Source organism: Alkanindiges hydrocarboniclasticus, from assembly GCF_001982605.1.
GTDB classification, from domain to species: domain Bacteria; phylum Pseudomonadota; class Gammaproteobacteria; order Pseudomonadales; family Moraxellaceae; genus Alkanindiges; species Alkanindiges hydrocarboniclasticus.
Genome location: NZ_MLCN01000008.1, coordinates 132,412 through 145,826, shown reverse-complemented (window position 1 = coordinate 145,826; position 13,415 = coordinate 132,412). Strand labels below are relative to the sequence as shown.

General features: G+C 49.1%; 11 protein-coding genes. 3 read left to right on the top strand and 8 right to left on the bottom strand.

The genetic code is table 11. The annotated features are described in order from the left end of the window. Positions 1-174: 174 nt before the first annotated feature. The 3 genes from argJ to secA form a co-directional block, all read right to left on the bottom strand. On the bottom strand, positions 175-1,410 hold the full coding sequence (gene argJ, locus BKE30_RS03820; RefSeq protein WP_076877324.1) for a bifunctional glutamate N-acetyltransferase/amino-acid acetyltransferase ArgJ: 1,236 nt from the start codon (positions 1,408-1,410) through the stop codon (positions 175-177). A 152-nt stretch (positions 1,411-1,562) separates the two neighbouring features. Then, complete coding sequence (locus BKE30_RS03815) at positions 1,563-2,069, bottom strand: MliC family protein (protein ID WP_076877323.1); 507 nt, start codon at positions 2,067-2,069, stop codon at positions 1,563-1,565. A gap of 153 nt (positions 2,070-2,222) precedes the next feature. Beyond that, positions 2,223-4,967 carry a preprotein translocase subunit SecA gene (gene secA / locus BKE30_RS03810; protein ID WP_076877322.1) on the bottom strand — a complete coding sequence of 915 codons (2,745 nt, stop codon included), beginning with the start codon at positions 4,965-4,967 and terminating at the stop codon, positions 2,223-2,225. Between the two features lie 312 nt (positions 4,968-5,279). On the opposite strand from secA, the gene BKE30_RS03805 reads away from it, so the two are divergent. After that, positions 5,280-5,918 (top strand): peroxiredoxin, encoded by a 639-nt coding sequence (locus tag BKE30_RS03805; RefSeq protein ID WP_076877321.1) that lies wholly within the window; start codon positions 5,280-5,282, stop codon positions 5,916-5,918. A 255-nt stretch (positions 5,919-6,173) separates the two neighbouring features. Then, positions 6,174-6,731, top strand: a complete 558-nt coding sequence (locus BKE30_RS03800) for a dual specificity protein phosphatase family protein (RefSeq protein ID WP_158073152.1) — start codon at positions 6,174-6,176, stop codon at positions 6,729-6,731. A 72-nt stretch (positions 6,732-6,803) separates the two neighbouring features. On the opposite strand, the gene BKE30_RS03795 is transcribed toward BKE30_RS03800, so the two are convergent. The 5 genes from BKE30_RS03795 to trpA form a co-directional block, all read right to left on the bottom strand. Further along, the gene (locus tag BKE30_RS03795) at positions 6,804-7,202 is read right to left on the bottom strand and encodes a GFA family protein (RefSeq protein ID WP_076877459.1); all 399 of its coding nucleotides are present in this window, start codon (positions 7,200-7,202) and stop codon (positions 6,804-6,806) included. Between the two features lie 143 nt (positions 7,203-7,345). Further along, complete coding sequence (locus BKE30_RS03790) at positions 7,346-8,680, bottom strand: SPOR domain-containing protein (RefSeq protein WP_076877319.1); 1,335 nt, start codon at positions 8,678-8,680, stop codon at positions 7,346-7,348. Then, on the bottom strand, positions 8,671-10,053 hold the full coding sequence (gene folC, locus BKE30_RS03785; RefSeq protein WP_076877318.1) for a bifunctional tetrahydrofolate synthase/dihydrofolate synthase: 1,383 nt from the start codon (positions 10,051-10,053) through the stop codon (positions 8,671-8,673). Before folC ends, BKE30_RS03790 begins: the two co-directional genes overlap by 10 nt. 10 nt (positions 10,054-10,063) lie before the next feature. Further along, entirely contained in the window at positions 10,064-10,963 is a 900-nt protein-coding gene (accD, locus tag BKE30_RS03780) for an acetyl-CoA carboxylase, carboxyltransferase subunit beta (RefSeq protein WP_076877317.1), read from the bottom strand. Next, positions 10,960-11,763 carry a tryptophan synthase subunit alpha gene (trpA, locus tag BKE30_RS03775; RefSeq protein WP_076877316.1) on the bottom strand — a complete coding sequence of 268 codons (804 nt, stop codon included), beginning with the start codon at positions 11,761-11,763 and terminating at the stop codon, positions 10,960-10,962. The genes accD and trpA overlap by 4 nt, the downstream gene beginning before the upstream one ends. A gap of 223 nt (positions 11,764-11,986) precedes the next feature. On the opposite strand from trpA, the gene BKE30_RS03770 reads away from it, so the two are divergent. Beyond that, positions 11,987-13,339 carry a Na+/H+ antiporter NhaC family protein gene (locus BKE30_RS03770; RefSeq protein ID WP_076877315.1) on the top strand — a complete coding sequence of 451 codons (1,353 nt, stop codon included), beginning with the start codon at positions 11,987-11,989 and terminating at the stop codon, positions 13,337-13,339. Positions 13,340-13,415: the final 76 nt, after the last annotated feature.

Here is a 13,415-nt window from a genome sequence, read left to right as displayed (position 1 = left end):
AAATAAAAACCATTGAAGCAGAAAAATGCTTTTTTTTGATTGTGGTTTAGTATTAAACACGCTTTGTTTTGCATCCTTAATTTTTCATCTTTTTAAGCCTAGGATAAAAATGTTATAAAAAAAACGACCTCATTATGAGATCGTTTTTTGCATCACTTTGCATTTTAACTATTACTAAGAGCGATAATCTGCATTGATCTTAACGTAATCATAGGACAAATCACAGGTCCATACGGTATCGCTTGCGCTACCACGGCCCAGTGCAATGCGGATGGTGATTTCTTCTTGCTGCATCACGCGTGCGCCCTGCTCCTCACGGTAGTCTGGCGCTGCGCCGCCATCACGGCAGATTTGCACATCATCCAGCCAAACCTGAATCTTGGACACATCCAGCTCTGGTACACCTGCTTTGCCAACAGCAGCCAGAATGCGTCCCCAGTTTGGGTCTGAGGCAAAAAAGGCTGTTTTGATGAGTGGGGAATGCGCCACACTGTAAGCAATATCACAGCACTCCTGACTGTTCAGGCCCTGCTCAACGCGCACGCTGATAAACTTGGTTGCACCCTCACCATCGCGGACAATAAGCTGTGCCAGCCGGGTAAATACGCGCTGTAGGGCTGTAAATAGCGCTTCATAGCGGCTATCCTGCGCGCTTTCGATCAATGTACCACCCGCCTTGCCAGTAGCCACCAGCACGCAAGCATCATTGGTTGAAGTATCCCCATCAATAGTAATGCGGTTAAACGATTGCTCAACTACGGCTTTCAGTAATTGTTCAACCAGTGGCTTGGCAATAGGCGCATCGGTGGCCACAAATGCCAGCATGGTTGCCATGTTGGGACGAATCATGCCCGCGCCCTTGCTAATCCCGGTAATGGTATAGCGCTGGCCTTCAACCTCAATGATTTCAGAAGCGCCTTTTGGCAGGGTATCGGTGGTCATGATGCCACTGGCTGCCTCATTCCAGCCATTCACTTTTAAGTCAGCAATAGCATGGGGCAAACCGGCAATCAGGCGGTCGACTGGCAATTGCTCTCCAATGACACCGGTTGAAAATGGCAATACCTGATTGGCAGAAACCGGCTGGGCAGCAGCAGTGGTTAGATTTGCCAGCGCCTGACAGGTTTCAGCCGCAGTTTCCATTCCCTGCAAGCCAGTACCTGCATTGGCATTACCGGTATTAATCACCAGATAACGCGGTGCAGCCACGGCCAGATGATGGCGGGCCAGTTGTACCGGGGCGGCACAAAATGCATTTTTGGTAAATACAGCAGCTACCTGCGCGCCTTCGCAAATTTCAAACACCACCAGATCACGGCGGTTTTTGTAGCGAATATAGCTTTCAGTAATACCAATTCGGATGCCTGCAATGTCATGCATTGTGGGCATGGAAAGATCGCCAACCGCCATGATGTCATTTCCTGTTATCGTCAGTTTGAGAAATTGGGCTTTTTGTGCCGCTAGTATACAAAAAACGGTTGAATAAGCATGGATGAGCGGTAAAAAAACTCAAGCTTTTTGCATTACCTGTTTTAATCAGCTGCGATTGAAAAGACCTTAAATTATACGGGCTGCTGGCAGCGCATTAGCAACTGTTCCTGATCAGGTGTGGCAGTATGGTCAAGTGTCATGCTAACCAGTCTTGCCTCTAAGCCCTGCACATGCCAGCGCATGCCTTGTTCTGGATTAATCCCCCGCTCGGTGGCATACAGGCTGCCAGCCTGCGACGGTACGCTGTATAGCTCGTAACGCTGGCCATTAATATGAAGGGTAATGGTGGACGGCTGTGTTTTACTGTCAGAATAACTGGCTTGAATAGTCTGCTGGTTATCGCACTGGTAACGGGTTAGGACAGGTACCGGAGATAATTTGCCTGCACCGTGCTTGTCAGTACCCTGCTTGCCAGTATTGTCATCTTTGCGCTGCACTGCATCTGTTTCATGATTATCCGCGCCATGACTTGCACTATTGGCCGCGTCAAGGCTTGCCTGCCGCTGATAGGTGATTGATGCAATAAACACACTGCTTGCAATCAACAGCCACGGCAACAGATTTTTACCCACTTTCATTCAATTTTCCAAATCATACATAACAATGTACTGTTAACGCTGAACAGGCTAAACCAGACGACATGATATTGTTTAGCCTGCCTACAATCTCATATAAAAAAACGGGCGAAGTGGCCCGTTTTTTAGTGACGCATAATCAGCAGCGTCGTTAGCTTAAGCTAAACGCCCATGACACTGCTTGAATTTCTTGCCAGAACCACAGGGACATGGCGCATTGCGGCTTACATTGCCATACGGGTTATTGTGCTGTAATGCCCGCTGTTCTTCGGCCTGATTTAGTGCAGCCAGTTCAGGGTCCTGATGCATTTCGCCAGTTAGGCCATCCATTTCACTGTGCTGGAAGGACAGCTTCATGGATTCAGCATCCCGTTGCTGCTGGGCTTCCAGTTCAGCCAGTTCCTCGGCAGTTGGCAGGTGAACACGGGCAAGATCCTGTACCACTTCGGTTTTAATGCCACCCAGCAAGGCCTGAAACAGGCTAAAGGCTTCACGCTTGTATTCCTGCTCCGGATTCTTTTGCGCATAACCACGCAGGTGAATACCCTGACGCAGGTAATCCATGGCGGCCAGATGCTCTTTCCAGTGCTTGTCCAGCGATTGCAACATGAAATGACGTTCCAGCATCGGTGCTGTGTCTTCACCCATCTGCTCGCGGCGAGCCAGATAGCGGTCTGTACCCGCCTGAATGACTTTTTCAAGCAGGGCTTCTTCATCCAGACGGCGGTCTTCATTCAGCCATTGCTGCACTGGCAAATCAAGACTGAGTTCCTGCTGCAAGGCTGCTTCAAGACCCGGTACGTCCCACTGGTCTTCAATACTGCCCGGTGGAATATAGTTACCGACCAGCCCGGCAATAACATCATGGTGCATGTTGATGATGCCATCCTGCAACGAGCTTTCTGCCAAAATGGCATCACGCTGGCCATAGATAATCTTGCGCTGTTCATTGGCAACATCATCATATTTTAGCAGGTTTTTACGGATGTCAAAGTTGCGGGCTTCAACCTTGCGCTGGGCATTTTCAATGGAGCGACTAACCATTTTATGTTCAATGGCTTCATCTTCCTTTAAACCCATGGCACGCATCATGCCAACCACCCGGTCACCAGCAAAAATGCGCATCAGGTCATCTTCAAGTGACAGGTAGAAACGGGAAACGCCCGGATCACCCTGACGGCCTGCACGACCACGTAGCTGATTATCAATCCGTCGCGATTCATGACGCTCGGAACCAATAATATGCAAACCACCAGCTTCCAGTACCTGCTGGTGATTGACTTCCCATTCCTGCTTAAGCTGTTCCAGCTGCTCAGGTGTCGGGTTTTCCAGATGGCCTGCCAGTGCTTTCCAGTTACCACCCAGCAGAATGTCAGTACCACGGCCTGCCATGTTGGTGGCAATGGTAACGGCACCGGGACGGCCGGCCTGTGCAATAATGTCCGCTTCACGCTCGTGCTGCTTGGCATTCAGTACTTCATGCGCGATACCAGCTTCTGTCAGCTTGTGCGACAGGTATTCGCTACCTTCAATGGTGGCAGTACCGACCAGAATAGGCGCATTTTTTTCAGTCTTGATTTGCTTGATTTCTTCAATGATGGCGTTGTATTTGCCTTCACGGGTGAGGAAAATCAGGTCATTCTGGTCATTACGCACCATCGGGCGATGGGTAGGAATAATCACTACATCCAGACTATAAATCTGCTGGAATTCGGTTGCTTCGGTATCGGCTGTACCGGTCATGCCCGACAGCTTGGTATACAGACGGAAATAATTCTGGAATGTGGTAGTGGCCAGTGTCTGGTTTTCAGGCTGGATATTCACGCCTTCTTTGGCTTCAACTGCCTGATGCAGACCTTCTGACCAGCGACGGCCCTGCATGGTACGGCCAGTGTGCTCGTCGACAATCACAATTTCGCCATCATGCACAATATAATGCACGTCGCGCTGGAACAAATAATGGGCACGCACAGCAGCATTGACATGATGCACCAGATTTAAATTGGCTGCTGAATACAGGCTTTCACCTTCAGCCAGCAAACCCATTTCAATCAGTTGCTGCTCAACAAACTCATAACCGGTTTCGGTCATTTCAATGGAGCGCTGTTTTTCATCAATCCAGAAGTGACCGCCATCCGGCACTTTTTCTTCTTTCTGGCGTTGCAGGCGTGGCGCCAACAGATTGATCATGGCATACAGGCGTGAGGAATCTTCACTCTGTCCAGAAATAATCAAAGGCGTACGCGCCTCATCAATCAGGATGGAATCCACTTCGTCGATAATGGCAAAGTTGAGGCCGCGCTGCTTTTTCTCATCCAGCGAGAACACCATGTTGTCGCGCAGATAATCAAAGCCAAATTCGTTGTTGGTGCCGTAAGTAATATCGGCACGGTAAGCGTCATGTTTTTCCGGTGGCGGCTGCATGGAGTAAATCACGCCAATGCTTAAGCCCAAAAACTCAAATAACGGACGGTTCAACTCGGCATCACGCGAGGCCAGATAATCGTTGACTGTAATGACATGCACACCAGCACCACTGATGGCATTGAGGTAGCACGCCAGCGTACCCATCAGGGTTTTACCTTCACCCGTGCGCATTTCAGCAATCTTGCCTTCATGCAGGGTCATACCGCCAATGAGCTGTACATCGTAATGACGCATGCCCAGCACACGTTTTGCCGCTTCACGACATACTGCAAAGGCTTCTGGCAACAGCTTGTCCAGTGTTTCGCCCTGCTGGTAACGCTGCCTGAACTCTACAGTTTTTTGGGATAATTCAGCATCGCTTAACACTGATATCGTCGGTTCTAGTGCATTAATGGCTTCGACATTTTTGCGCATTCTTTTGAGCTCACGCTCATTTTTAGTACCGAAGATACCTCCGATAAGACTTGCTAACATGGACTAAACTCTCAAATACCCTAACTTAAATATGAACAGCGTTATTTTTGCCTGTTGGCTATTATGGTGCCAGCTTAAATAAGTGCAAGTGCTAGATGACAAAGAAACTGCAAAAAGCTGATTTTATTTTGTCGCCCCAAATTTGTCTTGCTGTTAATAGTGCAATTTGAACGGCTATTTAGCTGGCCTGCTTATCTACAAAAATGATATAAAAATGAAGAAACATTGCTTTTCAATTCAATGAGATTGGGTGCATAGTACAGCTTGCTTAAATACTCAACTGAGTAAACAGACAATAAAAGGAGCATGAATATGACCATTCGTTTAGGCGATACCGCCCCTGATTTTGAACAGGATTCCAGCGAAGGCACAATTAAGTTTCATGAATGGCTGGGTGACAGCTGGGGCGTATTATTTTCCCATCCGGCCGACTATACGCCGGTTTGTACGACCGAACTGGGCTTTACCGCCAAACTAAAAGATGAATTTGCCAAACGCAATGTAAAGGCCATTGCCCTGTCTGTAGACGATGTCGAATCGCATAAAGGCTGGATTAACGACATTAATGAAACCCAGGGTTGTCAGGTTAATTTTCCAATTATTGCTGATCAGGACCGCAAGGTATCCGAGCTATATGGCTTTATTCATCCCAATGCCAGTGACACCCTGACTGTACGCTCGCTGGTAATTATTGATCCCAATAAAAAAGTACGTCTGATTATTACCTATCCCGCCAGTACTGGCCGTAATTTCCATGAAGTGCTGCGGGTCATTGATTCGCTACAACTGACCGACAACCATAAAGTAGCTACACCAGCCAACTGGCAGGACGGCGATGATGTGGTAATTGTGCCGTCTATTAAGGATGAAGCAGAAATCAAGCAACGTTTCCCCAAAGGCTACAAGGCGGTTACTCCCTATCTGCGACTGACACCACAGCCCAACAAATAAGAATTTTAAGCTAGCACATGCCCTGTTTTGCACAACAGGGCATTTTTTATTGGCCAGCTATTTTAGTCACCACTACTTTATCCATAACCGAACCAGCTGCTTTAGCAAAGTTTTACCACATCATACTGTTTATTAGAAAAGCATAGCCCTAAAATCACTGTTATTAAAATCGCCTGCACCCTAGTCATCAACATGCCTACATTACTTTATCACCGCTTCTGTGTTTTACTGGTAGGGTTCCTAGCATTTTCCTGCATGGCCAGCACGGTTATTTCTGAACAACGGCCACTGGACTGGGCTACCTCAATTGACCAGACCAGTAATTTTTACAAGGTTACCCCAACTCTGTATCGTAGCGAGCAACCTAACCGGCTGAATGTGTCCGCGCTGGAAAAACTCAACATTCAAACAGTGATTAACCTGCGTGACTGGCATAGTGATGATAAGCTACTGGGCAAAACAGGAATTCGCTTGATTCGTATTCCTATCAAAACGTGGAATATTCATGACTGGCAGATTGCGCAGGCATTGGTGGAAATTGAAAAGGGAAGCCAGTACGGCAATGTCCTGGTGCATTGCCAACATGGCGCAGACCGCACCGGACTTATTATTGCCATGCACCGGATTATTTATCAGCACTGGCCAATTGAAAAGGCAAAACTGGAAATGAAACAGGGTGGTTATGGATTTCATGGAATCTGGAAAAATATTGAACAATTTTTCACTGTTCAGCATGTCGAGGCCATTCGTCATCTAATTGCCAAGCAGACAACCAGCCACGCTGAGGTACAAGGTAGACCAATCAGGCCTTAATTATGGCTAGCCAATTTGCTTAATTTAATGACATTTTAAAAATCAGGCAGTGGGTTATAAGTTATGAGCCTGTTATGGCTTATTGGCGGGATAACACGGTGTTTGTTCATCCAGTGCAAACCACGCTGATTTTGAATCACAGTAAATCTGATATTGTGGTGCTGGAATATGCCCTTCGGTGACCGTGCCCAACCGCAGCCGGATAATTTCTGGCATGTCTGTGCGCTGGCTAAATAGCGGGCTACCGCAATTGCTACAAAAAACCCGGCGTTTATTAGGCGTCGCAAAATAGGATTTTAATAAGTCGTCGCCCTGAGTGACCTGAAATTGCTTCAACTGTAGCGGTGCATTGGTGGCAAATGGTGCGCCCTGTGCCTGTTTGCATTGATGACAATGACAAACCACCACTTCATTAATTTCACCCTGATATTCATATTGAATACCCTGACACAAACAGTGGCCTTTAATCATTGGCATTGCCTCATGCTGATTGCTCAGCTATTTATGTATGCATACAAGCAAGTATTCTGAACAATCGTCTTGGGTTTTTGATGGCGAACTATTTTTACCTCATCGGGATCACTACTTTTCATACTGATCTGATATACGATATTTTAGTTTGGCTCAGGCGGCTGCCAGTCAATTACCCAGGCACTCTTGGCATTCAGGCTGCCATCTTTTGCCACCTGATTGCGCAAGGCATCGGCGGCAGCCCTGCCTTTTTCAGGCCCCACCATGACACGCACGCCTTTGGAAGTCTGGCTGGTTTTTACCTTGTAGCCTTTAGCGCGTAATTTGGCTACCACAGAATCGGCATTGGCCTGACTGGAAGCAATGGACACCTGTACCATCCACGGTTTGGTATCACCTTCCAGAATGGCACGGCCACGTTCCTCTTCCAGTTTTTTACTGGCTACCTGTAAGTCTTTATCATCACCACTGGAATTTTTGCGCTGGGCAGTTTCAGTATCCTGTTTTTTTCGGGCCTCATCCTTCTTCGCTTGCTCTTTTTTAGCGTCTTCCTTTTTGGCTTCATCTTTTTTAAGATCATCTGCTTTACGCTTGGCCGCTAGTTCTGCGTCTTTCTTGCGTTTGGCTTCCTCTTCTGATTTCCGCTTGGCCAGTTGCTGCTCTTCTTCCTTTTTCGCTTTAGCTTCGTCTTCTGCCTTGCGCTTGGCCACCAGTGCTTCTTCTTTTTTACGCTTGGCATCTTCCTCGGCTTTACGTTTAGCTGCAAGCTCAGCTTCTTTTTTCTTGGCTTCAGCGTCTTTCTTTTTGGCTTCAGCTTCGGCCTTACGGTCAGCAATGGCCTGCAGGCGATCTTTTTCCAGCTTTTCAGCCTGTGCCTTTTGCAAGGCTTCCTTTTCACTGCGGGCTTTTTCAGCTCTCTCACGCGCTGCCTGAGCCGCCTGCTCTGCCTGCAAGCTGGCTTTTTGCGCTTCATCGGCACGTACATTGGCCTGTGCAGCAAGGCGCTCTATTTCAGCACGCTGCTCAGCAGTTTTTTTCTGGGTATCATCATCAATCAATTCTGGGGGGATAGAATCGGAGCTTTCCATCTGGGCATCCAGCTTGGCCTGGCGCTTAGCTAGCTGATTGGCATATTCCTCAGCAGCCCGGCGCGCAGCATCTGCTTCAGCTTTTTGTTGCAAGGCCAGATATTCGGCTGTTTTGGCTTCCTGCTCGGCCACGGCTTTTTCGCGTTGTGCACGCTGCTTTTCCAGCAGGCGACGCTCGGTTTCCACGTCAATTGACAGTGGCTGCAACTCGGCATCACTCCAGTTCTGGGCTGGTTGTCCCTGTTGCTGGCTGACAGTCTGGGCAGGCTGATTCATGGTATGACTTAACGCTTGTTCGCCTTGTCCTTTTAATAATAAAACGGCCAGAAGTGCCCCACCACCCAGCAATACAACGCCACCCATCCAACGCTGTTTATTGTTCATTGCCATGTTGCTAAGGACTCCCAAACTGCCTCTAAGGTGTGAAATGATCCACACACCATAATAATATCTTGTGGTTGACTATGATTTAAGGCAGCAATAAATGCTGCCGTGATGCTTTGATGTTCGCTAATATGTTGCGGCTGGACAGGTGGTACATTATCCAAAGCTTGCCGCAACTGGGTCAGGCTGGCGGCACGCTCACCGTCAAGGGCAGCAATGTACCAGTGCTGGACAACCGGCTTGAGCAAAGTGGCAACCCCTGCCATATCTTTATCAGCAAGCATGGAAAAAACCAAGTGAATCTTTGGCTTTTTGCCAGCCGGATGTTGCGCTGGCTGGCTTGCACCTGCCAACTGTTGCTGCAAGTACTTTTGCTGATACGCCTGCAACTGTCCAAGCAAAAACTGTACGCCATGCACGTTGTGGGCAACATCCAGAATCAGGGTACGGTCTTTAAACTGGCGTACTTCAAAGCGTCCGGCAATATAGGCTGTTTCAATACCCTGCACAATAGCGGCATTGCTCAGCTGGGGTGTGCCCAGTAATATCGCACTGATGGCAGCAGCCACATTGACCGCTGCCAGCTTGGGCACAGGCAAGGTGAGCGTACAGGATGGAGTGGCATAATAAAAACTGTCATCTGTGGTTTGCCAGTGATAGTCACGACCAGCCAGATACAATGGGCAATTTAATTGCTGGGCCTGATCAATAATGGCTTGCGGCACCCAATTTGTCTCTGAGTTTTGCATTGCGGGTTCAGCATAAACCACTGGAATAGCAGGACGCATGATTCCGGCTTTTTCAAAGGCAATTTTTTCAATAGTGTTGCCCAGCCATTCCACATGATCAAGCCCGATATTGGTAATCACCGCCACATTGGGATCAATCAGGTTGACGGCATCCAGACGGCCACCCAAACCTACTTCCAGCACCCAGATATCACAGGCTTGCTGCTGAAACACCCAAAAGGCAGCCAGTGTCGTGGCTTCAAAAAATGACAAGGACAACTGGCAGGCAAGCCGCGCCTGCTCCACTGTCACAAATGCAGCAATTAAAGTGGCATCCTCTACTTCAATACTGTTGAGTTTGATGCGTTCATTAAATCGGTAAATATGCGGTGACTGGTATAAGCCTACCTGATAGCCCGCTGCCTGATAAATTGCTGCAATGGTGGTGGTGGTTGAACCTTTGCCATTGGTTCCTGCGACTGTTATTACATGCGCTGATGGTGTCAGCAGGTGCAGGTATTCAGCAACCGGGCGGATGCGCTCCAGCCCCAGATCAATGGCGGTGACGTGGATACTGCTCCAGTAATCCAGCCATTGCTGCAATGACGCGCTGGCCGTGGGTGCTGTTGCGGCGGTATTTTCGGGATTCATAAACTCTTACTTAAGGCAGGTTCATGAGCTTGGCCACCAGACGCTGGATGGTATCCTTGAGCGCATGTCGATGCACAATCTGGTCAATCACGCCATGTTCCAGCAAAAATTCAGCGCGCTGGAATGGCTCTTGCAGCACTTCACGCACAGTTTGTTCAATCACCCGCTTGCCGGCAAAACCGACCATAGCCTTGGGTTCGGCCAGATGAATATCACCCAGCATGGCCAGTGAAGCGGTTACCCCGCCATACACCGGATGGGTGAGCACCACAATATACGGCAATCTTGCCTGCTTGAGGCGCTCAGTCGCTGCGGCAGTACGGGCCATTTGCATCAGGGAAATCATGCCTTCCTGCATGCGTGCGCCACCGGAAGCAGCAAAACAGATGAGAGGCTGTTGCAGGTTAATGGCGGTTTCGGCAGCCAGTACAAAACGGTCACCCACCACTGAGCCCATGGACCCGCCCATGAAGTCAAACTCAAAGGCGCAAGCCACCATGGGAATGGCACCCACCAAACCCTGCATGACCAGCAATGCTTCGGTTTCATTGGTTTGTTTTTGTGCCTTGGCCAGTCGCTCGGGATAAGGCTGGCTATCCACAAAACCCAGCGGATCTTTAGGGGTAAATTCCTGCCCCAGCTCGCACTCTACCTGATCAAAAAACCAGTTGAGGCGGTCACGGGCTTTCATGCGCAAATGCTCATCGCACTGCGGGCACACATAGGCATTAAACGCCATGGCCGTGCGGGTGACTACCGAATGACATTCAGGACATTCAAGGGTCGGTTCGGTATGCAGCGACATCGGGCCTTGCGGGTAATCACGCGGTGCCACACCGGGTACTGGACGCTCAATCCATGGCGTTACATCACCTTTTTCCAGCACGGGCTGCTTGATTTTTGGGGTCATACAATTTCATCGAGCGCAGCCCGAAGCTCCTTGATTTTCTCAACTGCCATACCATGTGCTATGTCAGGAGAATGCTGGCCAAAGGGTTGTACCAGCACTGTGCCTACAATCACACCGTCAGCAACCTGCCCCATTTGCTTGGCTGTAGCTGCATCACGGATGCCAAAACCCACGCCAACCGGCAAGCTGGTTTGTGCCTTGACCTTGGCAATGCGCTCGGCAGCTTCAGTGATATCCAGTGCCGCCGAACCAGTCACGCCTTTGAGTGACACATAATAAATAAAGCCACGCGCCTGTGTCAGCACATGCTTGATCCGGGCATCGGTTGAGGTGGGTGCCAGCAGGAAAATCGGATCAAGGTCATATTGTTTTAGCACGATATCCAGCTCACCGGCTTCTTCGGGCGGCAAATCCACCAGCAGCAGGCCATCGACACCGGATTGACTGGCCCGCTTGGCAAAATTTTCATAGCCAATAATTTCCAGCGGATTTAAATAGCCCATCAGCACAATCGGGGTTTCGGTATCTACCTTGCGAAACTCGGCCACCATGTCCAGTACTTTTAGGGTATTGGTGCCACCTGCCAGCGCACGCTCGGCAGCCAGCGCAATGGCCGGGCCATCAGCCATGGGATCAGAAAACGGCAGGCCCACTTCCAGTACGTCTGCACCTGCTGCCACCAGATCATGCAATAGCGGTACGGTCACATGCGGCGCTGGATCACCTGCCATGACGTAGGATACCAGTGCTTTTCGACCTGTGGTTTTTAAAGAAGCAAAGCGCGCAGCAAGACGTGACATAACTGATTTTTCTGTGTTCCCATAAAGGGTATGATTCTAGCCTGAAATGACGCCATTCAACAATCTGCCCGTGCATTTATCCACGGGTTTATACAATTGCCATAACTGGCAAAAGCCATTTAACAATTTTACATAAGCTTTCAGGCAGAATGACTTTGGTGTTTTAAGCCAAATTGCTTAACATCGTCAGAATTCTTACCCTCTCCAGATTTTTCTTGCCTGTATGACTGCTCCCCTGCCCCGCTTTACGGCACTATTGCCGATTTTGCTATTTCTAGCCCTGTTTTTAGGCAGTGGTATTTATCACACCCTGCAAGGGACTGAGTTTGCTTTTTACCAGCTTAAAGCGCCAGTTGCGGCCCTGCCTGCCATCGTGCTGGCTATTGTGCTAAACAGGCAATCCATCAATACATCCATTGAGCGCTTTCTGGTAGGGGCTGCCCATCCCAATATTATCTTGATGTGCATGGTGTTTATGCTGGCCGGGGCATTTGCCAGCGTAAGCAAAAGCATTGGCAGTGTGGATGCCACCGTGCAGTTCGGCTTGCAGTTTATTCCGGCCAGTCTGGTGTTGCCGGCGCTGTTTGTTATTTCGGCATTTATTGCCACAGCCATGGGCACATCAATGGGCACCATCGCCGCCTGTGCGCCGATTGCAGTAGGTTTTGCCAGTGCAACCGGGATTGCTGCCCCGTTAGCTCTGGGCGCAATCATTAGCGGTGCGATGTTTGGTGACAATTTATCAATGATTTCAGACACCACTATCGCCGCAACCCGGAGTCAGGGTGTAAGCCTGCGTGACAAGTTCCGGGTCAATATCTGGATTGCGCTGCCAGCCGCTGTAATTACATTTATGGTATTTATGCTGCTGAGCAATGGCCAGCACCAGATGACTAGTGAACCCCTGTCACCCATATTTATTATTCCTTATGTAGTAGTGTTTGCGCTGGCATTTACTGGCCTGCATGTACTGGCTATTCTGCTGATTGGTATTGTACTGGCAGGCACACTGGGAATCTGGCTTAGTCCGAACTATAGCCTCACCACCCTGAACACGGCCATTTATGCCGGGTTTGTTGAGCTGTTTGAAATCATGCTGTTGTCGCTTTTCATTAGCGGTTTATCCCTGCTCATGCATGATCAGGGCGGTATGCGCTGGCTGGTCAATGCCATTCTTGCCCTCACCCGCAGCTTAAAAATGACAGGCAAGCGCGCGGGTGAATTTGGCATTGCACTACTGATTGTTATGGCGAATCTGTTTGTCGCCAATAATGTGGTGGCAATTGTGGTTGCCGCCGATGTCGCCAAGGATATTGCCATTGAACAGGCCATGGATTTACGGCGTTCAGCCAGTTATCTGGACATTTTTTCCTGTGTGGTACAGGGCCTGATTCCGTATGGCGCGCAAATCCTGCTGGCTAGTGCCATTGGTAAAATCTCTCCGCTGGCACTCACTGGAACGACTTACTATTGCTGGATTTTAGGAGTTGTTGCCGTGCTGAGTATTATTTTTCAGTATCCCCGTTTAAAACCGCCTGCACCCACAAATTCTGCCCCGAATGCAATACAGAGCTAAAACCTGCCACTCTCTATGACATTAGGCATGGGTTTAATTTTGGGGCTGAAAATGACACAATACGGCGCCTAAATTT

Excerpts from the sequence above, each read along its gene's own strand:
- argJ (WP_076877324.1), bottom strand. The coding sequence starts at position 1,410 with ATGGCGGTTGGCGATCTTTCCATGCCCACAATGCATGACATTGCAGGC.
- BKE30_RS03815 (WP_076877323.1), bottom strand. The coding sequence starts at position 2,069 with ATGAAAGTGGGTAAAAATCTGTTGCCGTGGCTGTTGATTGCAAGCAGT.
- secA (WP_076877322.1), bottom strand. The coding sequence starts at position 4,967 with ATGTTAGCAAGTCTTATCGGAGGTATCTTCGGTACTAAAAATGAGCGT.
- BKE30_RS03805 (WP_076877321.1), top strand. The coding sequence starts at position 5,280 with ATGACCATTCGTTTAGGCGATACCGCCCCTGATTTTGAACAGGATTCC.
- BKE30_RS03800 (WP_158073152.1), top strand. The coding sequence starts at position 6,174 with ATGGCCAGCACGGTTATTTCTGAACAACGGCCACTGGACTGGGCTACC.
- BKE30_RS03795 (WP_076877459.1), bottom strand. The coding sequence starts at position 7,202 with ATGATTAAAGGCCACTGTTTGTGTCAGGGTATTCAATATGAATATCAG.
- BKE30_RS03790 (WP_076877319.1), bottom strand. The coding sequence starts at position 8,680 with ATGGCAATGAACAATAAACAGCGTTGGATGGGTGGCGTTGTATTGCTG.
- folC (WP_076877318.1), bottom strand. The coding sequence starts at position 10,053 with ATGAATCCCGAAAATACCGCCGCAACAGCACCCACGGCCAGCGCGTCA.
- accD (WP_076877317.1), bottom strand. The coding sequence starts at position 10,963 with ATGACCCCAAAAATCAAGCAGCCCGTGCTGGAAAAAGGTGATGTAACG.
- trpA (WP_076877316.1), bottom strand. The coding sequence starts at position 11,763 with ATGTCACGTCTTGCTGCGCGCTTTGCTTCTTTAAAAACCACAGGTCGA.
- BKE30_RS03770 (WP_076877315.1), top strand. The coding sequence starts at position 11,987 with ATGACTGCTCCCCTGCCCCGCTTTACGGCACTATTGCCGATTTTGCTA.